Here is a 21,662-nt window from a genome sequence, read left to right as displayed (position 1 = left end):
TGCAGGAGTGGGGCCTTTCTTGTGCTTGGAGCGGCCCCGGCTACAACCCCAGGGCCACTCCTCTCGAAGGAGAGCAACATCAGTATAGCGCGGTCTAGTAGAAACGCTATACTCATTGTTGTTAACGGGCGACACACATGCAGAGAAAGCGAGGACACATGACGATTACGAGCCCCGGGCCGACGATTAGAAGCGGCCCGTACCTGCCGCCTGGCCCTACCGGACTGGAGTGCGAGTCCGTGGTGGTGCTGGTGCGCGAGGACGACCCCTCCACCTACCGCGTGCAGCGGCGCTTCCGCGAGGCCGTGGTGGGCTTCTACTCCGCCACCGACGGGTCCGACGTGCCCGCCGTGGCCATTCCCCAGCGCGACGCCCGCGTCCGGCTGACGCCGTTCCGCCCCGTCCACGTGCAAGGACCCGACGTGTCGCTGGGGCCGGTGCACCTGGTGGGCGCGTGGACGCGGGCCACCGTGCGGCGCTGCGTGCCGGTCGGCGGACCAGACCTGGTGGGCGACGACCTGGACCGGCTGGTGCGCACCGCCGCCGCCGTAGGTGTGCAGCCGTGAGCCGCCGCACCCGCCCGTCCGTGCCCGTGAACCGCGACGCGCACTGCGCTAGCTGCGGCGTCCGAGTGTGCGAGCCCCCGCTCAACGCCGACCGGCTGTGCTTTGTGTGCGTGGCCAACCCCGACACGCGCCGCCGAGTGGGCCTGCGGTCCACCCCCTCCATTCCCCGAGGAGCCCGACCATGAGCAGCTTGCCGCAGCGCGTGTTCGGCTCCCAGGACGGCGAGCGCGTAGAGGTAGCACCCCCGCCCGCCGACGCGTCGCTGGCGCGGGCGGTGTTCGGCGGCACGGTAACCGCCCCCGACCCCGCCGCGCCGCCGCCCCCACCGGGACTGTACGTCCCGTCCGAGGGTCGCCCCGTGGCCGCGCCCCGCAACCCCAACCGCGCCCTGCACGAGTTGCTGCAGGGCATTGGCAACTACTACTCCGACAACGACTGACAAAGGACGAATCCTTATGCCTACCAAGAAGACCCCCACCCCCGCCGCCGCTCCCGACCTGCGCCACTACAAGCCCCTGAACCTGGCTAGCTGGGAGTCCGCCGCCGCCACCAAGCTGTCCGCCGCGCTCACGCACCCGCAACTGCTGCAGGTGGACCTGCCCGCTGACCCCACCGTGGCGGCGTTCCTGGACGGGAACGCCCGATGGGTGGCCTGGCTGGACCAGGTGCAGGCCCGCACCACCTTCCCCGACCTGACGGACCCGGCCGCGCTGCCCACGCTGGAGGCCTGCACCGTCGCCGAGGCCGCCAACACCATCTACTCCCGCGGCAAGACCGCCTACGAGGCCTGGGTCGTGCGGGCGGGTGCCGCCGCCGCCCACGCCGCCGAGGCGCGCGTGGTGGGGGACCTGGCGCCTGTGCTGGCCGACATGTGGTCGCAGATCGCCGAGTGGGCCCCCTCGCTGCCCGAGGCCGACACGGACCGCGCTGCGCTGGCTGCCCTCGGCAAGGAGAGGTACCGCCAGGTGGAGGACATGGCTGAGGCCTGGGGCGACCTGGGGGAGCTGGTGCGGGTGGCCTACGGGCTGCAGGGCGCGCCGTTCGCTAGCAGCCACGCTATGCCTGGGCTGGGGCTGGTGCCCGAGGCGCACTGGGAGATGGCCGACGAGGGCAACCCCCTGCCCACCACCATGGACGGTACGGTGCCTAACCTGCTGCACTGGGCGCGCGTGGCTCGCGACGGCCACACCGTGCGGCTCGTGACCTACGGCGAGGCCCTGACCACCTACCAGGCCGCCAATACCGCCCGCCAGCAGGCCAAGACCGCCGCCGCTACCGCCCGCCGCACCGTGCCCTACGCGCGCTGACGCCACCCCGCCCCACCGCGACCCCGACCTGGCTGCTACTGGTCGGGGTCGCGGCACGTAAACCCCTGTCCCGCACCGCAACCCGACCCAGGGGAGGTTACCCAGTGGCACCCTGCGCTCGCTGGCTATCCCCGTGCCAGCTCAAAAGGTAGACAGAGAAACCGCCGTCAGAGCCCACCCCGTAGGGAACCCCCGAGAAACCCCCCGGAAACAGGGGTGGAAACCGTCCGGTTTGAGCGCGCGGGACGCCCTCGTATCCTGTCCCGAACGACTGACTGATGAGGGGGCTCATGGACTGGCTCAGGGACTTCCTGTCGGCCCTGTGTGGAAGCTTCGTAAGCGCCTGGGGCTGGCTGGTCGGGCACGACGCTGACTGGTGGTCGGCGCTCGCCACGGGCCTTGCGGTGGTGGTGGCATCCCTGGCGCTGATCGAGGCCCGGTCGGCCGCCACGGCGGCATGGGAGACGTTTAAGGCCCAACAGACCGAGCGCGAGCGGGAGCAGGCGTCGCACGTGCACGTCGTTATCAGCAGACTTGAGGTGCTGTCGTCCGACGACGGGCAGCGCCCCCTAGCGCCGGGTGAGAAGACCCGCTACATGGTGTGTCTCGACAACCGCAGCGACGACCCCGTCTACCACGCCGTGCTGGACTCCTGGCCCTTCGGGGGGTTCAACTTCGAGGGGGACGGCCACCGAGCATCCTGTAAACCGACTCGGGTGCCCGCCAAGACGGAGCTCGCGCTCCTGCCCTCTCGGCACGTGCAGGGACGCGACCCCCAGCCCCATCCACCCATCTCGGTCATCTTCAACGACGCTGTTGGCAGGACGTGGGTGAGGTGGTCAACTGGCCGGTTGGAGTCCAAGGACAAGCACAAGTACCTTGCTCAGCCTGAGTAGGAGGCCCGAGAGCCTTCTCTCTGCGCTTCTCCCGGACTTTCGGGGTGTGTCGGGTGTAGCCGCCCGGCCACGGCGCGATCGCCTCTTAGAGGGACGGAGAGGGAACCGCACACAGGTTCGACTCGTCGGAGCCGCTGGACGGCCCGCCCCTGGGCTGCCGGAGAGGAGCTCGGAGTGAGTGCGGAGTGGTCGGCGGCGTGGGCCGCGTGGGCGGCGGTCGGGGTCGCAGTGTTGGTCGGCCTTGTCGCTGGATGGGCGGGTCTGCACGCTAAGCGCGCCGCCGACGTGGGGCGGGAGACGCTCGACGTCCAGGAGAAGGAGCGCCGCGAGCGACAGGCCAGCCACGTGCACGTCGAGCGGCGGGTCCACCACCCCGAGAAGTACCCCGGCGTGTTGGACCTAGAGAAGCGACTCGTTGACGTCGAGGCATACAACCTGAGTCCGGACCCGGTCTACAACGTCCGCCTCGGTGCCTGGAGCCTGAGCAACACCCACCCACAGTCTGGGTCCACGGCCTGGCGGTGGGAGCCGATAGAGCGGATTTCCCCCGGCGAGCACGCGTCGGTCCTGGATCGGGCACAACCCTGGCCGCAGCCCAGGACCGGCCACGAGGACACCCCTCCGGCGTTTTCCGTGGTGTTTCGGGACGCCCAGGGCCGCACCTGGGAGCGGTGGCCCAATGGGAAGCTCGCCCCCGCCGACGAGGACGCCTACCTCCCCAGCACCCGCCCCGTGGGCTAGCGCCTGCCGCGAACGTCCTCTCCGTCCCTCTCCCGGACGTTCGGGGTGTGGCGGGTGTAGCCGCCCGGCCACGGGTGGATCGCCTCTTAGAGGGACGGAGAGGACGCAGGGTGGCTAGAACCGGGTCCTGCTTATCTCGTCCGCCCCGCGGAACGTGCCCTTCTCGGTGGTGTTCCGGGACGCGCGGTCACCCCTCCGCCCACCAGCGGTGGCCAGACGACCGACTGGAAGAACCCCAGCGCGCATAGTTTGAGTAGTTGTGCGAAGGCCGCAGCCAGCTAGCACCCCAACCAGGACTATGACTACCTGAGACCGGGCCCTGTGGGTAGCGTCCGCGTCGCCCCTTATAGGGGGGCGACGCGACGCTACCCCACGTAGGGGGGCCGCGTGGAGCCGCGTGGACGGTATTCCACGCGGGTGATTTGTACGCCGACCAGCGGAAACGCGATGTTTTGCCGGGGCCGCGTGGAGCCGCGTGGAACGGCTCCACGCGGCCCCCCGCGTAGAGGCCGCGTGGAACGGCTCCACGCGGCCTCTACGCGGGTGGTTGGGTGCCCGGCTAACGCGCCTCGTGGGCGGCGACGTCGGCGTCGGAGGGCCACACGGTCGGTTCCGTGCGCCACTCCACCACGAGCCGGGCCGGGTCGAAGTAGCGGCCTACCTTGCCGCGCACTACCCAGGCTGTGTCTATGGCATCGTCCAGGACGGCCCGGCGCTCCGCGTCGTCCAGCGCCCGCTCCCAGGCCTCCCGGAACGTGGTGGGGGAGCCCACCTCCCGCTGCACCACGACGGGGGCTGCCGAGCGCGCTTCCCGCCGCCGCGCCCGCAGCCGCCGTATTGACTCCCCTAGCCGGTCGGCCTCGGCGTCGTCGTCCGTACGGGCTAGCTGCTCCGACAGGTCCGCTAGCGCGTGCTCGATCTCGGGCAGTTCCTCGGCTCCGCCTTCCTCGACCTCGACCACGCGCGTCCACCGGGTGGTGTCGCCCATGGTGGTCAGGAACCGCTCGACCACGTGGTCGTCCAGCCCGGACACCGTCTGGTGGCACACCGGGCACGAGTAGGCGTGCCGCCCGCTCGACGTGCCCCGCCACATGCGGGTGGGGTTGCCGTCGTCGTCCAGGTGCTCCCCGCACCACACGAGCCCCGACAGCAGCGCGGAGGTCTTGGATCGCATCGCGCGGGGCTTAGCCCGGCCGTCGTTGCGGTCGTCCAGGGCCTTGACCATCGCCCGCCACTCGCCCGGCGACATAAGCGCCACCGACTCGTCCACCACGGGCAGGCCGTCCGCGTCGCGCAGTACCTCGCGGCCGCGCTTCTTGGTGTCGTTGCCAGGGTTGAAGGGCGTCATACCGGCCAGAATGGGGTGCCGCAGGATGTTCTCTACCGTGGTGTACGCCCAGGGGCGACCGTTGCGGGTGGGCGCGCCCAGGCGGTTGAGGTGCTGGACGGTCGAGTAGATGCTGTGCCCCTGTAGCGTTCGGGCAACCATGGTGTCTACGTAGCCGATTCGGTCGCGGTCCTTGGCGAGGACCATTCCCGGACCGTCGGGGTTGGCTACCGACCGCCACCCGTAGGGCACGGTCCCACCCACCACGCGCCCCGACCGGAGCAGGTGCGTGCGTGCGGCCTTGACTCGAGCGGAGATTGCCGCCGCCTCCATCTCCCCGAACACGGCGAGCATGGTCGCAAAGGCTCGCCCCTGGGGGGTGGTCATATCCACGGGGTCTTCCACGGCGACGATGCCCGCGCCCCGGTCCTGCAGCGCCTGGTCGGCGTTGAGGAAGTCGAGTACGCGCCGCGCCAGCCGGTCCACCTTCCAGATGATGACCTTGTCGTAGGCGGTGGGGGAGGCCAGCAGCGCGGCCCAGCCCTTGCGGTCGTCCGGGCGGTTGCGGCTGGCCGACACCCCGTCGTCGACGAAGCTTCCCGCCACGGTCCAGCCGCGCGCGGCGGCGTACGCCGTGGCGCTCTCTAGCTGGCGCTCGACGCTGACCGACTCCTCTAGGGTGACGCTGATCCGGGCGTAGATGACGGCGGTGGTCATGGGGTGCTCCTTGGGTGGTTGAGGACAACGTACCTGTTCAGGCTCGGCTTGTACGCAGGCGGGCAAGACCACGATGCTCAACTGCCTGGCCTCGGCGATCCCGCCCCGCGAGCGGGTGGTCAGCTGCGAGGAGGTCTTCGAGCTGCAGCTGCCGCTGCGGGACGTGGCTGCGATGCAGTGCCGGCAGTCCTCGCTCGAGGGCACCGGCGAGATCCCCCTGCGACGCCTGGTCAAGGAGGCCCTGCGGATGAGGCCCTCCCGCATCGTGGTGGGCGAGGTGCGGCAGGCCGAGAGCCTCGACCTGCTCATCGCCCTCAACAGCGGGCTGCCCGGCATGGCGACCATCCACGCCAACTCCGCACGCGAGGCCATCACCAAGATGTGCACGCTGCCGCTGCTGGCCGGGGAGAACGTCGGCTCACGCTTCGTCGTCCCGACGGTCGCCGGCAGCATCGACGTGGTCGTCCAGGTCGCTCTGGAGCGTGACGGGTCGCGCCGGGTGCGCGAGATCGTCGCCGTCCCGGGTCGGGTCGAGGACGACGTCATCGAGGTCGCCGACCTGTTCACCCGACGTGGCGGCGAGCTGGTGCGCAGCGACGGGTTCCCGCCCCACCTGGATCGGTTCGAGCGAGCGGGCCACGACGTGGCGGCGATCCTCGGGGCACCACGCCGATGAGCGGCCTGGCGGTGGGGCTGCTCCTCGGCCTCGGACTGTTCTGCATCTGGTGGTCCTGCTGGGTGCCGTCCGAGGATGCGGTCGAGCAGGTGCGCGCGCCGAGGCTGGCCCGTCTGGCCGACGAGCTGGCGCAGGCCGACCTGCGCTCGGTCACCCCCGCGCAGGTCTTGACCGGGTGCGGCGTCCTCGGAGTCATCACTTTCGTGACGTCCTGGGCGACCACGGACGTCGTGCCCGTTGCGGTGTGCTTCGGGGCCATGGCGGCATATGCACCGCTCGCGGTGGTGCGGGCTCGCGCACGCCGGCACCGCATGCTCCTGCGCGACCTGTGGCCCGACGCCGTGGACAACATCGCGTCCGGCGTCCGGGCCGGGCTGGCGCTGCCGGAGGCCTTGGCGCAGCTGGCCGTCCGCGGGCCGGAGCCGCTGCGGCCGGCGTTCGCGGCATTCGCCGACGACTACCGCGTGACCGGGCGCTTCGGCGACTGCCTGGACCGGCTCAAGGCCCAGCTGGCCGACCCCGTGGGTGACCGGCTGGTCGAGTCGATGCGGCTCGCACGCGAGGTCGGCGGCAGCGACCTCGGCCGACTGCTGCGGACCCTGTCGACCTTCCTCCGCGAGGACGCCCGCACCCGCGCCGAGATGGAGACCCGCCAGAGCTGGACCGTCAACGCGGCCCGGCTCGCCGTGGCCGCTCCCTGGGTCGTCCTGGCGACGATGGCCAGCCGTCCCGCGTCGCTGCAGCCCTTCGGCACTCCACTGGGGGCCGTCGTCCTGGCGTCCGGCGCGGTCATCACCGTGATCGCCTACCAGCTGATGGTGCGCATCGGGCGCCTCCCGGAGGAGCGGAGGGTGCTGCGATGAGCTGGTTGGCCGACTGGTCGTGGACCGGCGCCGCCCTCGGGCTCACCTGGGCCATGGGGGCCCTGCTCGTATGGCGGCGACTCCCCGGGCGGCGCCGACCCACGATCGACGACCGGGTGGCGCCATACCTGCAGGACGTCGCGCTGCCACCCCCGACGGTGCGGCGGGGGATCGACGACCATGGGCTGCTGGTCGTCCTTCGGCCCTGGCTGGTCCGTGCCGGGGCCAGGCTGGACCTGGCGCTCGGCGGGCAGGAGTCGGTGCGGCGACGGTTGCAGCGCGCCGGGCAGGCCCCCGACGTCGAAGGTTTCCGCGCGCAGCAGGTCCTGTGGGGCGCGGGCGGAGCCGTGCTCGGGACCGCCGGGGCCACCATCGCCGTCGCGCGGGACCGCAGCGCGCTGGTGCCCGCCGTGGTGCTGGCCGCCGTGGCCACGGCGGCCGGGGTCGTGCTGCGCGACCACCTGCTGAGCCGTGCCGTGCGCCGTCGCGAGGAACGCATCCTCCAGGAGTTCCCCACGGTGGCAGAGCTGCTCGCGCTGTCCGTGAGCGCGGGGGAGGGCGCTGCCGGTGCCCTGGACCGCGTCTGCCGGCTCTCGCGCGGGGACCTCGCCGAGGAGCTGCGTCACTGCCTCGCCGACGCCCGCGCGGGGTCGTCGCTGCCCGTCGCGCTGCAGTCCCTGGCCGACCGGACCGGGCTCCCCGGCCTCGCCCGCTTCGTCGACGGCATCGTCATCGCCGTCGAGCGCGGCACCCCGCTGGCAGACGTCATGCGCTCCCAGGCGCAGGACGTGCGCGAGCAGGGCCGCCGCGCCGTCATGGAGGAGGGCGGTCGGCGCGAGATCGCCATGATGACGCCCGTCGTCTTCCTCATCCTGCCGGTGACCGTGCTCTTCGCGGTCTTTCCCGGCCTCCAGCTGCTCACCCTCACCGTCTGACCCATCACACCCTCACGGAGGACGACATGAACCACCTCACCGACGCCGGACTCGCCCTGGTGGCACGGACCACGGCTACCGTCCACGTCCTCGTCGCGCGCCTGCGCGACGATCGGGACCGCGAGCGGGGCGACGTGCCCGGCTGGGTCATGATCACGCTGATGACGGCCGGCCTGGTCGCGGCGCTCGCGCTCGTGGCCAAGCCCGCCCTCACCGGCTTGTTCCAGAAGGCCATGGCCACCATCGGCGGCTGACCGGTGACCCCTGCCCACCTGCCGACCGTCGAGGGAGACGATCAGGAGCGCGGCTCGGCCGTAGCGGAGTACACCATGGTCACCGTCCTGCTCATGGTCCTCGTGCTCGGGCTGGTCCAGGTCGCCGTCGCGCTGCACGTGCGCAACACGCTCGTGCAGTGCGCGGTCGAGGGCGCCCGCTACGGCGCTCGCGCGGACGTGGACCCCGGGGCGTCGGTCGGGCGGGCGCAGGCGCTCGTGCGCGATTTCACGACCGACCGCTACGCCCAGGACGTCTCGTCCCGCGTGACCTCGTCGGGCGGGGCCGAGGTGGTCGAGGTGACGATCCGTGCCCCGCTCCCGGTCATCGGCACCCTCGGACCGGCCGGGCAGCTGACCGTGTCGGGGCGGGCCTATCGCGAGGGTCAGGAGCCGTCATGACCAGACCGGACCCGCCGGACCAGGCGGGCGTGCCGCGACGGCTGCGCCGGCGCCTCACCCTGCACGTGCGCGAGCAGGGCGACCGCGGGTCGGCGAGCCTGGAGCTGATCGGCGTCTCCGTGCTCCTGCTCGTGCCGCTCTTCTACCTCGTCATGACCCTCGCCCAGCTCCAGGCGGGTGCGTATGCCGTGTCCGGGGCCGCTCGCGACGCGGGCCGCGTCTTTGCCGAGTCGCGCGACGTCGGTGCCGCGCACTCCCGGTCGCAGGCGGCCGCGCGCATCATCTTCGAGGACTACGGCTTCGCCTCGGGCGACGTGCAGGTGACCTGCCTGGACGACCCCTGCCTCGGGCCGGACGCCCGGGTGCGGGCGACCACGTCGCTGCGCGTCCAGTTGCCGTTGGTGCCGGACGTCGTGCGAGGCGTGATGCCGTCGGAGGTCGTGGTGCACGGCGAGCACCTGGCGACCGTCGATCGCTTCCGGGGCGGGTCATGAGGGCCAGCGGGCCCAGGGCCGCGTCCGGCGCGGACGCCGTCCCTGGGTGCGGGGCCGCCGTCCCCGAGGACCGTGGGTCGATCTCGTTGCTGTCCCTCGGGATGATGCTGGTCGCCGCGATGATGATCGTGGTGGGCGTCGACATCACGGCCGTGCAGCTGGCCCGCACCCAGCTGTGGGACGCCGCAGACTCTGCCGCCCTGGATGCCGCCGACCGCATCGACGAGGACCGCGTCTACGCCCAGGGCCTGCCGGCCATGGTCCCCGTCACCAGCGCGGGGGTCGTCGAGGTCGCGGGTCAGCACCTGTCGGCCGAGCGGCGGCCGCATCTCGTGCGGTCCTGGTCCCTCGGCGGTCGGACCGGGAGCCCGGACGGACAGATCGCCGTGGTCGAGGTCACCGGGCACGTGGACCTGCCGATCGTGGGCAGCGTGGTCGAGGCCTTCGGCGGGGGAGTGGACGTGACCGTCGTGTCCCGCGCCCGCTCGGAGGTCCGCTGACCTGCGTCACACGGTCCTGAGCTGACGTGTTCGTGGTCCGAAGGAGCCGCGGACCAGGGCGCCGACGAACCAGGTCGCGGCGATGAAGTAGAACACCGCCTGGTAGCCGGATGAGGTGTAGATCGACGCGATGATCAATGGCCCTGCGGCGTTGGATAGGCGTCCGAGGCCATGGCTGAAACCCGTTCCCAGGGAGCGCGCATCGGTGCCGAACAGTTCGGGCGAGTAGGCGTAGGCCAAGGACGTGCAGCCGCGCTCGAAGAGGTCGACCAGGAACCCGAAGGCGAGGTGAGGTGGGTGGACATCGTCCCCCAGCCTCCATCCCGCGGAAAGCGTTCCCGCGGGAAGCCTTCCCTCGGCGGTCGTGCGTCGTCGCCGCGTCAGGAGCCGACGACCGCGGCGACCGCGGCGGCGGCCTCGTCGATGATCTCCTGCATGGCGCGGGTCGCGCCCTCGGACTCGCCGGACTGGATGGACTGGGCGACGTCGCCGTGCAGGCGGATCGCCTCGGGGTTGGGGTCCACCGGCATGAGGTCGTGGTGGGTGCGCCCGGCAAGGACCTCGGCGACCACGCCGTCCAGCGCGGCGAGCATCTCGTTGCCGCTGGCACGCAGCAAGGTGGTGTGGAAGACGACGTCCGCCTCGAGATAGGCCTCGAGGTCCTGGGCCTTGGCCCAGCGCGCCATCTCCATCACCGCGCCGACGAGCGTGGCGGCTTGCTCGGGCGTCGCATGGTGGGCGGCGAGGCCGGCCGCGATGGGCTCGATCCCGGCGCGGAGCTGGTTGAGCGAGCGCAGCTGATCGGCGCGGTCCTCCTCGGTGCCGTCGAGACGCCACCGGATGATGCGGGGGTCGAAGACCTGCCAGGCGTCCCTCGGCTGCACGGTGATGCCCACCCGGCGACGGGTCGCGATCAGCCCCATGGCCTCCAGCACGCGGGCCGCCTCGCGCACCACGGACCGCGAGGTGCCAAAGGTCTCCTCGATCAGGTCGGCTCGCAGCACGGTGCCGGGGGCGTGCTCCCCGGAGACGATGGCGCGCCCCAGGCGGTCGACCACGGTGTCGTGCAGGCTGGTTCGGGAGGGCGGGGCGGGCATGGCTCGATGGTGCCACATGGAGTCGTTGAGACGCCCATACGGGTCAATCGTCATACTTATCCTGATCTGGGGCTTGAAATCGTCTGCCAAGAGGTTGCATGCTGTTGCCCTCGACGCGCGACGAGGCGCGTCCCCCACGGACCTGGAGGCTTCGAAGATGAGCTCCACCGACATCGACATCGACACCGGCGGCGCGCGGACCCGCGCCCCACGGGTCGTCGTCATGGGCGTCACCGGCTGCGGCAAGACCACGGCCGGCGCGGCCCTCGCGCAGCGGCTGCGCGTCCCGTTCGCGGACGCGGACGACTTCCACCCCGAGGCCAACGTCCACAAGATGGCGGCCGGCATCCCCCTCGACGACGACGATCGCAGCCCCTGGCTCTTTCGCCTCGCCACCTGGCTGCGCGACCACGAGCAGACCGGCGCCGTCATCGGCTGCTCGGCCCTCAAGGTCAAGTACCGCGACATCCTGCGCAGCGGCGCCCCCGAGCTGACCTTCCTGCACCTGCACGGCGACCGCGAGGTCGTGTCGTCGCGGGTCGCCGGGCGCCCCGGCCACTTCATGCCCGTCTCCCTCGTCGACTCGCAGTACGCCACGCTCGAGCCGCTCCAGGACGACGAGGCGGGCATCGCGATCGACTTCGCCCTGCCCGTGGACGTCATCGTCGAGGACTACGTCCGCGCCTTCCCGGCCCAGGCCGTTCCCGGCGACCCCGCCGTGCACGCCGCCCCCTGACCCCCCCGCTCGATCGCCACCGCGACGACGCACCCTGACAGACAAGGATGTCGCCCAGCATGACCACCACCCTCATCTCCCTGGCCCAGGCCGGGGACGCAGCAGCCGCGATCCCCGCGGGTCGGCTCATCCCGGCCGCCCTCCTCGGCATGGCGCTGATCGTCCTGCTCATCACCAAGTTCAAGATGCACCCCTTCCTCGGCCTGACCATCGGGTCGCTCGCCGTGGCCGCCGTCGCCGGTCTCAACATGAACACCGCCGTCGAGTCCTTCACCAAGGGCTTCGGCTCCACCGCCGCGAGCGTCGGCACCCTGATCGCCCTCGGCGCGATCTTCGGCAAGCTGATGGCCGACTCCGGCGCCGCCGACGAGATCGTCGACACCATCGTCGGCAAGGCCTCCCCGGCCGCGCTGCCGTGGGCGATGGCCGGCGTCGGTGCCCTCATCGGCCTGCCGATGTTCTTCGAGATCGGCCTCGTCCTGCTGATGCCCGTCATCTACCTCGTGGCGCACCGCTCCGGCCAGTCGCTGATCCGGATCGGCATCCCGACCCTGGCCGGCCTGTCCGTGATGCATGGCTTCGTCCCGCCGCACCCCGGCCCGCTCGCCGCCATCGGCGTCCTCAAGGCCGACCTCGGCCTCACGCTGGCCCTCGGCGTCCTGCTCGCGATCCCCGCCCTGATCGTCGCCGGCCCCGTCTTCGGCACCATCGCCGGCCGCTGGGTCGACGTGCCCGCGCCGGACCTGTTCGAGTCCCGCGAGGACACCACCGGTCGTCGCCCGGGCTTCGGCATCACGCTGTTCACCGTGCTGATGCCCGTCGTGCTCATGATGGGCAAGGCGCTCGCCGACATCCTGATCAGCGACAAGAAGAACCTGATCCGCGTCAGCCTCGACTTCCTCGGCACCCCGCTGATCGCGCTGCTCATCGCCGCGCTCGTCGCCATGTGGACCTTCTCCCGCGGCGCCGGCTGGACCCGCGCCGAGCTCACCAAGAGCGTCGAGTCCTCGCTGCCCCCCATCGCGGGCATCATCCTGATCGTCGCCGCCGGTGGTGGCTTCAAGCAGGTCCTGGTCGACACCGGTATCGGCAAGCTCCTCGCCGACGGCATGGCCAGCTCGGGCCTGTCGGTGCTGCTGCTCGCCTGGCTCGTCGCCGTGGTCATCCGCCTCGCGACCGGCTCCGCCACCGTCGCCACGGTCACCACATCCGGCATCGTCGCCCCGCTGGTCGCCGGCATGAGCACGGGTGAGACCTCCCTGCTGGTCCTCGCGATCGGCTCGGGCTCGCTGTTCTTCTCGCACGTCAACGACGCAGGCTTCTGGCTGGTCAAGGAGTACTTCGGCCTCAAGGTGTCCGAGACCATCAAGACCTGGTCGATCATGGAGACCCTGATCTCCGTGATGGGTCTGCTCTCGGTCCTGGTCGCCTCGCTCTTCGTCTGACCCGCTGACCCGGCCTGCCGCGGCAGGCCCCCACGACCCGTGCGGCGTGGCTGCCCCCTGGGCGGCCACGCCACACGCATGTCCCGGCCCCCCGGCGAGCTCTGCCCGCCGGCCTGTCGGTGGGTGGGGGAGCATGGGCGTATGACCTCCCGCCGCACGACCCGGCCCTGGCACGACATCAGGCTGCCCGTGCGGCGGATCGAGGCACGGGTCCACGGCGAGGTGCCGGAGCGCCGCGAGGACGTGTGGCCGTTCGACGTACCGGCCGTCGCCCAGCTGCTGCGGGAGGGGCTGGACCCGGGGCCGGCCACGGTCCTGGTGGGAGAGAACGGCGCCGGCAAGTCGACGCTGGTCGAGGGCATCGCGATGGCCTACGGCCTCAACGCCGAGGGCGGGTCGACCGGTGCGCAGCACGTGACCCGGCCGACGGAGTCCCCGCTCCACGAGCACCTGCAGGTCGTGCGGCACGCGGGATCGGCGACGCGGTGGGGGTTCTTCCTGCGCGCCGAGACGATGCACTCCTTCTACACCTACGTCGAGGGCAGCTTCGGCGAGAACTTCCATGGCCGCTCGCACGGCGAGGGCTTCCGGGACCTGTTCACCGGGCCCCGCTTCACCCAGAAGTTCGGCCTGTACGTCTTCGACGAGCCGGAGTCGGCGCTGTCCTTCACGAGCCAGCTGCACCTGCTGGGGGTGCTGCTGGAGCTGATGGACCGCGGGGACAGCCAGGTCCTGATGGCGACGCACTCGCCGGTACTGGCCAGCCTGCCGGGTGCGACGCTGCTGCAGCTCGACGAGAAGGGCTACCGGCCGGTGGCGTGGGAGGACCTCGACCTGGTCGACCACTACCGCCGGTTCCTTGAGCGACCCGAGCGCTACCTGCGGCACCTGCGCTGAGCGGGCGGTGTGCGCCCGGGCGGTAGGCTGTCGGTTTGTGGCTGTCGACTTCTCCGAAGAGATCAAGAACCTCCGCGCGACCATGGCGTCCGTGCGCGAGGTGACCAACCTGGACGCACTGGCGGGCCAGATCGCCGAGCTCGAGAAGCAGGCCAGCGCCCCCGACCTGTGGGACGACCCCGACGCCGCGCAGAAGGTCACCAGCGCCCTGTCCCGCGCGAACGCCGAGCGCGACCGGGTCGTGGAGATGGACCAGCGGATCGAGGACCTCGAGGTCCTGGTCGAGATGGCGACGGAGGACGGTGGCGACGCCGAGACCCTGGCCGAGTGCGAGCGCGAGCTGGCCTCGATCCACAAGGCGGTCGGCGAGCTCGAGGTCCGCACCCTGCTGTCGGGGGAGTATGACGAGCGCGAGGCCGTCGTGACGATCCGCTCGGGCGCCGGTGGGGTCGACGCGGCCGACTTCGCCGAGATGCTGATGCGGATGTACCTGCGCTGGGCCGAGCGGCACGGCTACCCGACCAAGGTCATGGACACGTCCTACGCCGAGGAAGCGGGGCTGAAGTCCGCGACCTTCGAGGTCAACGTCCCCTATGCCTTCGGCAACCTGTCCGTCGAGGCCGGCACGCACCGGCTGGTCCGGATCAGCCCCTTCGACAACCAGGGCCGCCGCCAGACCAGCTTCGCCGCCGTCGAGGTCATCCCGCTCATCGAGACCACCGACACCGTCGAGATCCCCGAGAACGAGCTCAAGATCGACGTCTTCCGCTCCTCGGGCCCGGGTGGTCAGTCGGTCAACACGACCGACTCCGCGGTCCGGATGACCCACCTGCCCACCGGCATCGTCGTGTCGATGCAGAACGAGAAGTCCCAGATCCAGAACCGCGCCGCGGCGCTGCGCGTGCTGCAGTCCCGCCTGCTCCTGCAGAAGAAGCAGGAGGAGGACGCCAAGAAGAAGGAGCTCGCCGGCGACGTCAAGGCGAGCTGGGGCGACCAGATGCGGTCCTACGTGCTGCACCCCTACCAGATGGTCAAGGACCTGCGGACCGAGCACGAGGTCGGCAACACCTCGGCCGTCCTCGACGGGGACATCGACGGCTTCATCGAGGCGGGGATCCGCTGGCGCCGCAACAAGGCCAACGACACCGATCAGGACGCTGGGTAGTCGTCGCGGGGCGTTGCGTCACCCGTCCGTCGTCCATCAGGCGGCATCCGAGTGGCGAGGCCGAGTATTCACCCCGCTGTGACCTCACCGTGACCTAGGCTGACCCCATGGCACTGCTGTGGGGGGACCCGTCCGGTCGCGAGGTCGCGCTGCTGCGCCGCCGCGTCGAGCTGCTCGAGGAGCAGGTCGCGATGCTCGCCGAGTTCGCGGGCATGGACCCCAACCACCTCCCGCAGGCCAGACCGGTCCTCGACGCGCAGGCCCAGCAGCTGGCCCTGCGCGGCAAGCGCATCGAGGCCATCAAGGTCCACCGCGAGACCCGCCACCTCGACCTGGTCACCGCCAAGGACGACGTCGAGGCCTTCCTGGCCGAGCACTCCCAGCCCAGCACCTCCTGACGCATCGTCACGGGCGGTCGCCGTCCGCAACGCCGAGCCGACGAGACGTGCGGCGCCGGTCCCCCCGGTCGGCCTACGCTCGTCCCGTGCCGCGGGTCGCGACCTGACCCGGCGGCGGCCGACGGGACGAGGACGGGGCACGCCACACGATGATCAGGTTCGACCACGTGTCCAAGGTCTACCCGCGCACCACGCGGCCGGCACTGGACGACGTCAGCACCAGCATCGAGCGCGGTCAGTTCGCCTTCGTCGTGGGGTCCTCGGGGTCGGGGAAGTCCACCATGCTGCGCCTCGTCCTCAAGGAGGAGTCCGCCACGTCGGGCCAGGTGCAGGTCGCCGGCCGAGAGCTCGCGCGGCTGCCCCGCCGCGACGTGCCCGCGCTGCGACGCGAGATCGGCTGCGTCTTCCAGGACTTCCGGCTGCTGCCGGCCAAGTCCGTCGCGGACAACGTCGCCTTTGCCCTGCAGGTGATCGGCGGCCGGCGCCGCGACGTCCGCCGCCAGGTGGGGGAGACCCTCGACCTGGTCGGCCTGGCCGACCTCGGCAGGCGGCTGCCGCACGAGCTGTCCGGCGGAGAGCAGCAGCGCGTCGCCATCGCCCGCGCCATCGTCAACCGACCCTCGATCCTGCTCGCGGACGAGCCCACCGGCAACCTCGACCCCGCCACCAGTCTCGACATCGTCGACCTGCTCGACCAGATCAACCGCCGCGGCACCACCGTCCTCATGGCCACGCACGACGACGAGATCGTCAACGCGATGCGCAAACGCGTGCTCGAGCTGGACGAGGGGCGGCTGGTCCGCGACGACGAGCGCGGCGAGTACGCCCTCACCCGCGCGACCGGGCTCCGCGGCCCGGACGGCGGCGCGCCCCGGCATACGGCACGACCCACGGGCTCTCCCGACCCCGCGGGATCGACCGCACGCACCGAGGAGGACCGATGAGGCTCGGGTTCATCCTCGGCGAGGCCTGGACCGGGCTGCGCCGCAACCTGTCGATGACCGTCTCGGTCGCCCTCGTCACGATGGTCAGCCTGCTCTTCCTCGGCATCGGCCTGCTCTCCTACCAGCAGGTGCAGACGATGAAGGGCTACTGGTACGACAAGATCCAGGTCTCGATCATCCTGTGCAACGCCACCTCCGCGGAGGCGGCGTGCTCCAAGGGGGCGGCCACCGACGCCGACCGCGCGGCCATCGAGAAGCAGCTCGACGCGATGGCGATCGTGCAGGAGCGCGACTTCGAGAGCCAGCAGGAAGCCTACGCCCGGTTCAAGGAGCAGTTCCGCGACAACCCGCTGGTCCAGAGCACGCGACCGGACCAGCTCAAGGCGTCCTACCGCGTCCGGCTCAAGGACCCGCAGCAGTACTCCCAGATCACCAGCACCTTCCAGGGGTCCCCGGGGGTGGAGAAGGTCGAGGACCAGCGCAAGGTCGTCGAACCCCTCATCGACCTGCTCAGCACGCTGACCGTGGCGACCATCGCGCTCGCGGGCGTCATGCTGGTCTGCGCCACCCTGCTCGTGGCCACGACGATCCGGCAGTCCGCCTACAGCCGGCGGCGCGAGACCGGCATCATGCGGCTCGTGGGGGCGGGAGCGACCACGATCCAGGCGCCGTTCGTGATCGAGACGGTCGTCGCCTCCCTCATCGGCGCGGCGCTCGCCACCGGCCTGCTGTGGTCGGTCCTCGCGTGGTTCGTCGGGCAGAAGGCCGGCCAGCTCGTGATCCTCGGAGGCATCGCGGTCGTCGACCAGGGGGACCTGTGGCGGGTCGCGCCCTGGCTGTTCCTGACCGCGCTGGTCGTGTCCCTGCTGACCTCGCTGGTCACCCTGCGTCGTTATCTGCGCGTATGACGGACCTGCTCGCCCGCTCGCTTAGGCCATTCGCATGGTCGCAGGTCGCAGACGGGTGACAAGTGGGTCTCGGAGGGGTTCCGTGGACGACCGGTGGTCGCGTGACCACTGGTGCTGGTGGTACCAACGTCATGGCGGTGTCGCACGGCACCGACCGACGTGCCCGACCGCCACCGCCCCGCAACCCCCAGGACGTCAGACATGAGCGTGCTCCACCGAGGCCGTCTCCATCGCGGCTCCGTCGCCCTGACCTGTGCCCTCGCGGCGGCCCTGCCCGTGCTGCCGTCCGTCCTGGCCGCCGCGCCGGCCCACGCTGCCCAGCTGCGCGGGGACTCCGACAACGACCTGCGCGACCGCCAGACCACGCTCGAGCGCGACATGGGCGCGCTGCGCAGCAGCCTAGACCTCACCTCGGCGGACCTTGCCGACGCCTACGCCGAGCTCGTGACGGCCGAGCGCCAGCTCCCCGGGGCGCGCGCGGTGGAGGCCACCGCCACGTCCGCCCTCGAGGCCGCCCGACGTCGCGACACCGAGCTCGCCGCCCAGCTCGAGCGGGCCCGCGCCGACGAGGCCGAGGCCCGCCGGGACCTCGACCGCACCCGGGCCTCGATGGAGACCGCGACCGAGGCCATCGGGCAGGTGGCCACCGAGATGCAGGACCCCGGCGCGGAGCTGCGCGACCTCTCGCTGCTGGTCGAGGCGCAGACCCCCGATGACCTCTACACCCGCTACTCCGCCCTCGAGGCCGTCGGCTCGGTCCGCGCCTCCGCCGCCCGGGACCTCGCGACCGTCCGCGCCGCCGAGACCGCCAAGCAGGCCCGCCTCGAGGCCGTCCGCGCCCGCGTCGCCGAGCTCAGGTCCGAGTCCGCCGACAACGTCCGCGCCCGCGAGAACGCCCAGGCCGACGCCTCCGCTGCCCGGCTGCGGGTCGAGCAGCTCGTCGCCACCACCGCCCGCGCCAAGGCCGCCGTCGAGGCCCGCAAGGCAGACGAGACCGCCCGGCTCGCCCAGCTGGACCGCGAGGCCGACGCGGTCCGCAGCGAGCTCGCCGACCGCGCCGCCCGGGCCCGGGCCGCAGCCGCCGCCGAACGGGCCGAGCGTGCCCGTCGGGCGGCCGTCGACGCCGAGCGGGCGCGCCGCGCCGCGGAGGCCGCCCGGCAGGGCCGTCCCGCTCCGGCACCCGCACCGGCCGACACCGCGCCCCGCAGCAACCCCGCCCCCGGCGGGGGAGTCCTCGGCCGCCCCGCCACCGGTGGCATCACGTCGACGTTCGGCATGCGGCAGCACCCCGTCCTGCACGTCTACAAGCTGCACACCGGCACCGACTTCTCCACCGGCTGCGGCGCGCCCGTGTATGCCGCGGCCGACGGCCGCATCATCTCCGCCGGGTTCAACACGGCCTACGGCAACCGGATCATGGTCGAGCACGGCACCGTCCGCGGCGTCGACCTGGTGACGACCTACAACCACCTCACGTCCTTCGCCGTGCAGGGCGGCAGCGTGCGGCGCGGGCAGCTGCTGGGCTACTCCGGCACCACGGGCTACTCCACCGGCTGCCACCTGCACTTCGAGACGATCGTCAACGGTCGCTTCACCGATCCCATGGACTGGCTCTGACGGTCGGACGGCATACGGCTGGCACGAGCAGGCTCAGGACACCGGAGGACCAGGTGGCCGGCAGGTAGACTCGGACACCATGGCCAAGGAGCAGGGCACCAAGGTGATCGCGCGCAACAAGAAGGCGCGCCACGACTACCACATCGAGCGGACGTGGGAGGCGGGCATCGTGCTGTCCGGGACCGAGGTCAAGTCGCTGCGGCAGGGACGCGCCAGCCTGGTCGACGGCTTCGCGCAGGAGTACAACGGCGAGCTCTACCTCGAGGGCGTCCACATCCCCGAGTACTCCCAGGGCACCTGGACCAACCATGCCGCCCGCCGCCGCCGCAAGCTGCTCCTGCACCGCGACGAGCTCCGCACGATCTTTGCCTCGTCCCAGGAGAGTGGGCACACGATCGTGCCGCTCGAGCTGTACTTCAAGGACGGCCGGGCCAAGGTCGAGATCGCCCTCGCCAAGGGCAAGAAGCTCTACGACAAGCGTCAGACGCTGCGCGAGCGTCAGGACAACCGTGAGGCGGAGCGGGCGATGTCCAACGCGTTCAAGCGAGGCCGCGCCTGACGGACGGTGATCCCTCCTCGGTCGGGGGAGCGGTTCGGATAGATTCGCCGTCGAAGAGGCGCACCGACGACCAGGGGGTAGCCCGTGACCACCGATCCACGTCCGCACAGCCGGACCGCACGAGCGCTGGCCGTCCTGGCCGTCACGCTGTGGCTGATGCTGCTCGGGCTGACGCCCGCGGGGGCCGCCGCGGGCAGCGACCGCGTCACGCGGCTGGTCGTCGACTACGTCGTCGACGCGCAGGGCGGGATCTCGGTGACGGAGACCTACGACTACCAGTTCAACACCAGCGGGCGGCACGGCATCGAGCGGACCATCGCGACGGCGCAGGGCTACGCCCCGGACGAGGACACCGCCGCGGGCTCGGAGGGGTCCGGTGGCTCCACCTCCCAGGAGCGGCACTACGAGATCAGCGACATCTCGGCCAGCAGCCCGAGCGGCGCCCCGGCCCAGCTGAGCGTCCGTGACCAGGGCGACGCGACCGTCATCCGCGTCGGCTCGCCCAACCGCACCGTCTCCGGCGACGAGCGCTATGTCCTCAAGTACCACCTCGCGCACGTCGTCAACGAGCAGCCGAACGGCGTCGAGCTCTACTACAACGTCCTCGGCAACTCCTGGCGGGTGCCCTTCGACCGGGTCGACGTGACCGTCCGAGGTCCCGGGTCCAGTGCCGTCAGCAAGACGGCCTGCTACTACGGCACCTTCAAGAGCGACACGCCCTGCCAGTCGACGCCCGGCAACCCGGCGAGGTTCAGCGCGCAGAACCTCGAGGTCATGCAGAACATGAGCATCGTGGCGCTGCTGCCGCGCACCGCGTTCACCGACGTCAGCAAGGACGTCCGCGAGGCTGGGTCCGCGGACTCCGGGGGGCCCTACATCTCGCCGGAGGCGGCCCGCGTGCGCACGCTCAGCCAGCTGGGGGTCGGCGTGGGCGCACCGCTGCTGGCCCTGGCCGGGATGGGCGCCCTGGTCTGGCGGCGCGGACGGGACGAGCGGTATGTCGGCCTGGCTCCCGACACGCTCCCGGCTCCGGGGCAGCAGGTGCCGACGACCCGCGGTGGCAAGGCACCCGTGACGGCCGTCCGGTTCAACCCGCCGGACAACGCGACGCCCGGGCTCATCGGCACGATCTACGACGAGCACGCCGACACCATCGACGTGTCGGCGACCGTGATCGACCTCGCGGTGCGGGGCTACCTGCGGATCGAGCAGACGCAGGACGGCGGGAGGTTCCAGACCTCGGACTGGCGGCTCGAGTACCTCGGCACCCCCAAGCCGGGGGACCGCGGTCTGCTGAAGTACGAGCGGACCATCCTCGACGGGATCTTCGCGCACGGCACGCCCGTGATGATGTCCGAGCTCAAGAACCACTTCTCGGGCACGCTGGCCATCGCCAAGCAGGAGATGTACTCCGAGACCGTGCAGCGCGGCTGGTTCCGGCAGTCGCCGGAGCGGGTGCGCCAGGGCTTCGGCTGCCTCACCTGGTTGCCCTTCGCGGTGGTCTTCGGGTGGATGTTCTTCGGCGCCGGTTCCTTCGCGGGGGCGCTGACGAGCGACAGCATCGCGGGCTTCGACCTGCCGGTGCCGTCGGTCATGGTGGCCGCGGCCGGGCTGTTCTCGGTGCCCTTCATCATGCGGTGGCTGGTCAAGAGGCTCCCCGCCCGCACCGCCGACGGGTCCGCCGTGCTCGAGCAGGCCAAGGGCTTCCGCGAGTACCTCCTGACCGCCGAGGCGGAGCAGATCAAGTACGACGAGGCGCTGGACATCTTCAGCCGCTACCTGCCCTACGCCGTGGTCTTCGGCGTGGCCGACCGGTGGGCGCAGATCTTCGCGCGGGTCGCTGAGATGGCGCGGGCGGACGGCTACGACGTGGGCGTCCCGACCTTCTACGTCTGGTACGGCGGCGGCTTCGGTGGTTTCGGCGACTTCGGGCACGCGGTCGACTCGTTCTCGTCGTCCGCGGCCGGGACCTTCACCTCGACGCCGGGCTCGTCGGGCGGCAGCGGTTTCGGCGGTGGCGGCTTCGACGGGGGCGGCGGCTTCTCCGGCGGCGGGGTCGGCGACGGCGGCGGCGGCTCCTGGTGACCTACCCCCGGTAGGGGCATAGACCGGGCTTCGTTCGCCAGGTCGATGATCCCGCCCCCGGTAGGGGCATCGACCGGGCTTCGTTCGCCAGGTCGATGATCCCGCCCCCGGCAGG

24 protein-coding genes and 1 pseudogene are annotated in these 21,662 nt (G+C 71.5%); 22 read left to right on the top strand and 3 right to left on the bottom strand.

Translation table 11 applies throughout. From position 1 onward, the window contains the following. Nucleotides 1-239 precede the first annotated feature (239 nt). The 5 genes from ACF3NS_RS15240 (at nt 240) to ACF3NS_RS15220 (ending at nt 3,510) form a co-directional block, all read left to right on the top strand. Nucleotides 240-566 (top strand): hypothetical protein, encoded by a 327-nt coding sequence (locus ACF3NS_RS15240; protein ID WP_392467117.1) that lies wholly within the window; start codon nt 240-242, stop codon nt 564-566. Between the two features lie 181 nt (nt 567-747). Beyond that, nucleotides 748-1,005 (top strand): hypothetical protein, encoded by a 258-nt coding sequence (locus ACF3NS_RS15235; protein ID WP_392467115.1) that lies wholly within the window; start codon nt 748-750, stop codon nt 1,003-1,005. A 16-nt stretch (nt 1,006-1,021) separates the two neighbouring features. Next, the gene (locus ACF3NS_RS15230) at nt 1,022-1,873 is read left to right on the top strand and encodes a hypothetical protein (RefSeq protein ID WP_392467114.1); all 852 of its coding nucleotides are present in this window, start codon (nt 1,022-1,024) and stop codon (nt 1,871-1,873) included. A 290-nt stretch (nt 1,874-2,163) separates the two neighbouring features. After that, nucleotides 2,164-2,769: a hypothetical protein gene (locus ACF3NS_RS15225; RefSeq protein WP_392467112.1), complete on the top strand. Its 606-nt coding sequence runs from the start codon at nt 2,164-2,166 to the stop codon at nt 2,767-2,769. Between the two features lie 174 nt (nt 2,770-2,943). Next, nucleotides 2,944-3,510, top strand: coding sequence for a hypothetical protein (locus ACF3NS_RS15220; RefSeq protein WP_392467110.1), 567 nt, complete (start codon nt 2,944-2,946; stop codon nt 3,508-3,510). A gap of 559 nt (nt 3,511-4,069) precedes the next feature. On the opposite strand, the gene ACF3NS_RS15215 is transcribed toward ACF3NS_RS15220, so the two are convergent. Next, nucleotides 4,070-5,554 (bottom strand): recombinase family protein, encoded by a 1,485-nt coding sequence (locus ACF3NS_RS15215; RefSeq protein WP_392467108.1) that lies wholly within the window; start codon nt 5,552-5,554, stop codon nt 4,070-4,072. A 52-nt stretch (nt 5,555-5,606) separates the two neighbouring features. Here ACF3NS_RS15215 and ACF3NS_RS15210 point away from each other — a divergent pair. The 7 genes and pseudogenes from ACF3NS_RS15210 to ACF3NS_RS15180 form a co-directional block, all read left to right on the top strand. After that, nucleotides 5,607-6,230, top strand: a pseudogene (locus ACF3NS_RS15210) (CpaF family protein); the annotation flags it as partial. After that, nucleotides 6,227-7,093: a type II secretion system F family protein gene (locus ACF3NS_RS15205; RefSeq protein ID WP_154594570.1), complete on the top strand. Its 867-nt coding sequence runs from the start codon at nt 6,227-6,229 to the stop codon at nt 7,091-7,093. The pseudogene ACF3NS_RS15210 and the gene ACF3NS_RS15205, both read left to right, overlap by 4 nt. Then, entirely contained in the window at nt 7,090-8,028 is a 939-nt protein-coding gene (locus ACF3NS_RS15200; RefSeq protein ID WP_288799044.1) for a type II secretion system F family protein, read from the top strand. The genes ACF3NS_RS15205 and ACF3NS_RS15200 overlap by 4 nt, the downstream gene beginning before the upstream one ends. Nucleotides 8,029-8,054: 26 nt before the next feature. Then, nucleotides 8,055-8,282 carry a hypothetical protein gene (locus ACF3NS_RS15195; RefSeq protein ID WP_154594572.1) on the top strand — a complete coding sequence of 76 codons (228 nt, stop codon included), beginning with the start codon at nt 8,055-8,057 and terminating at the stop codon, nt 8,280-8,282. A 3-nt stretch (nt 8,283-8,285) separates the two neighbouring features. After that, nucleotides 8,286-8,702 carry a TadE/TadG family type IV pilus assembly protein gene (locus ACF3NS_RS15190; RefSeq protein WP_288799042.1) on the top strand — a complete coding sequence of 139 codons (417 nt, stop codon included), beginning with the start codon at nt 8,286-8,288 and terminating at the stop codon, nt 8,700-8,702. Then, complete coding sequence (locus ACF3NS_RS15185; RefSeq protein ID WP_288799040.1) at nt 8,699-9,196, top strand: pilus assembly protein; 498 nt, start codon at nt 8,699-8,701, stop codon at nt 9,194-9,196. The genes ACF3NS_RS15190 and ACF3NS_RS15185 overlap by 4 nt, the downstream gene beginning before the upstream one ends. Continuing rightward, a complete protein-coding gene (locus tag ACF3NS_RS15180; RefSeq protein WP_288799038.1) occupies nt 9,193-9,696 on the top strand; it encodes a pilus assembly protein TadG-related protein in 504 nt (167 codons plus the stop codon). The genes ACF3NS_RS15185 and ACF3NS_RS15180 overlap by 4 nt, the downstream gene beginning before the upstream one ends. A gap of 6 nt (nt 9,697-9,702) precedes the next feature. Here ACF3NS_RS15180 and ACF3NS_RS15175 read toward each other — a convergent pair whose 3' ends face one another. Together ACF3NS_RS15175 and ACF3NS_RS15170 are read right to left on the bottom strand one after the other, a co-directional pair. Beyond that, nucleotides 9,703-9,936 (bottom strand): hypothetical protein, encoded by a 234-nt coding sequence (locus tag ACF3NS_RS15175; RefSeq protein ID WP_392467105.1) that lies wholly within the window; start codon nt 9,934-9,936, stop codon nt 9,703-9,705. 140 nt (nt 9,937-10,076) lie between these two features. Next, nucleotides 10,077-10,793 carry a FadR/GntR family transcriptional regulator gene (locus tag ACF3NS_RS15170; protein ID WP_392467103.1) on the bottom strand — a complete coding sequence of 239 codons (717 nt, stop codon included), beginning with the start codon at nt 10,791-10,793 and terminating at the stop codon, nt 10,077-10,079. A gap of 157 nt (nt 10,794-10,950) precedes the next feature. Between ACF3NS_RS15170 and ACF3NS_RS15165 the strand changes: the two genes are divergently transcribed. The 10 genes from ACF3NS_RS15165 (at nt 10,951) to ACF3NS_RS15120 (ending at nt 21,547) form a co-directional block, all read left to right on the top strand. Continuing rightward, nucleotides 10,951-11,529: a gluconokinase gene (locus tag ACF3NS_RS15165; protein ID WP_392467102.1), complete on the top strand. Its 579-nt coding sequence runs from the start codon at nt 10,951-10,953 to the stop codon at nt 11,527-11,529. Nucleotides 11,530-11,588: 59 nt separating this feature from the next. Next, nucleotides 11,589-12,974, top strand: coding sequence for a GntP family permease (locus tag ACF3NS_RS15160; RefSeq protein WP_392467100.1), 1,386 nt, complete (start codon nt 11,589-11,591; stop codon nt 12,972-12,974). Nucleotides 12,975-13,115: 141 nt separating this feature from the next. After that, nucleotides 13,116-13,871, top strand: a complete 756-nt coding sequence (locus ACF3NS_RS15155; protein ID WP_392467099.1) for an AAA family ATPase — start codon at nt 13,116-13,118, stop codon at nt 13,869-13,871. Nucleotides 13,872-13,908: 37 nt separating this feature from the next. After that, complete coding sequence (gene prfB, locus ACF3NS_RS15150; protein ID WP_288799031.1) at nt 13,909-15,036, top strand: peptide chain release factor 2; 1,128 nt, start codon at nt 13,909-13,911, stop codon at nt 15,034-15,036. Nucleotides 15,037-15,143: 107 nt separating this feature from the next. Beyond that, the gene (locus tag ACF3NS_RS15145) at nt 15,144-15,434 is read left to right on the top strand and encodes a hypothetical protein (RefSeq protein ID WP_392467097.1); all 291 of its coding nucleotides are present in this window, start codon (nt 15,144-15,146) and stop codon (nt 15,432-15,434) included. 149 nt (nt 15,435-15,583) lie between these two features. Continuing rightward, a complete protein-coding gene (gene ftsE / locus ACF3NS_RS15140) occupies nt 15,584-16,378 on the top strand; it encodes a cell division ATP-binding protein FtsE (RefSeq protein WP_392467095.1) in 795 nt (264 codons plus the stop codon). Beyond that, the gene (gene ftsX, locus ACF3NS_RS15135; protein WP_154594579.1) at nt 16,375-17,286 is read left to right on the top strand and encodes a permease-like cell division protein FtsX; all 912 of its coding nucleotides are present in this window, start codon (nt 16,375-16,377) and stop codon (nt 17,284-17,286) included. Before ftsE ends, ftsX begins: the two co-directional genes overlap by 4 nt. A 201-nt stretch (nt 17,287-17,487) precedes the next feature. After that, nucleotides 17,488-18,903 carry a peptidoglycan DD-metalloendopeptidase family protein gene (locus ACF3NS_RS15130; protein ID WP_392467094.1) on the top strand — a complete coding sequence of 472 codons (1,416 nt, stop codon included), beginning with the start codon at nt 17,488-17,490 and terminating at the stop codon, nt 18,901-18,903. Nucleotides 18,904-18,982: 79 nt separating this feature from the next. After that, a complete protein-coding gene (gene smpB, locus ACF3NS_RS15125) occupies nt 18,983-19,462 on the top strand; it encodes an SsrA-binding protein SmpB (RefSeq protein WP_154592653.1) in 480 nt (159 codons plus the stop codon). An 84-nt stretch (nt 19,463-19,546) separates the two neighbouring features. Further along, complete coding sequence (locus ACF3NS_RS15120) at nt 19,547-21,547, top strand: DUF2207 domain-containing protein (protein ID WP_392467092.1); 2,001 nt, start codon at nt 19,547-19,549, stop codon at nt 21,545-21,547. Nucleotides 21,548-21,662 lie beyond the last annotated feature (115 nt).

Source organism: Arsenicicoccus cauae (genome assembly GCF_043162025.1).
Taxonomy (GTDB): Bacteria; Actinomycetota; Actinomycetes; order Actinomycetales; family Dermatophilaceae; genus Arsenicicoccus; species Arsenicicoccus cauae.
This window is presented reverse-complemented; position numbering and strand designations above follow the sequence as displayed.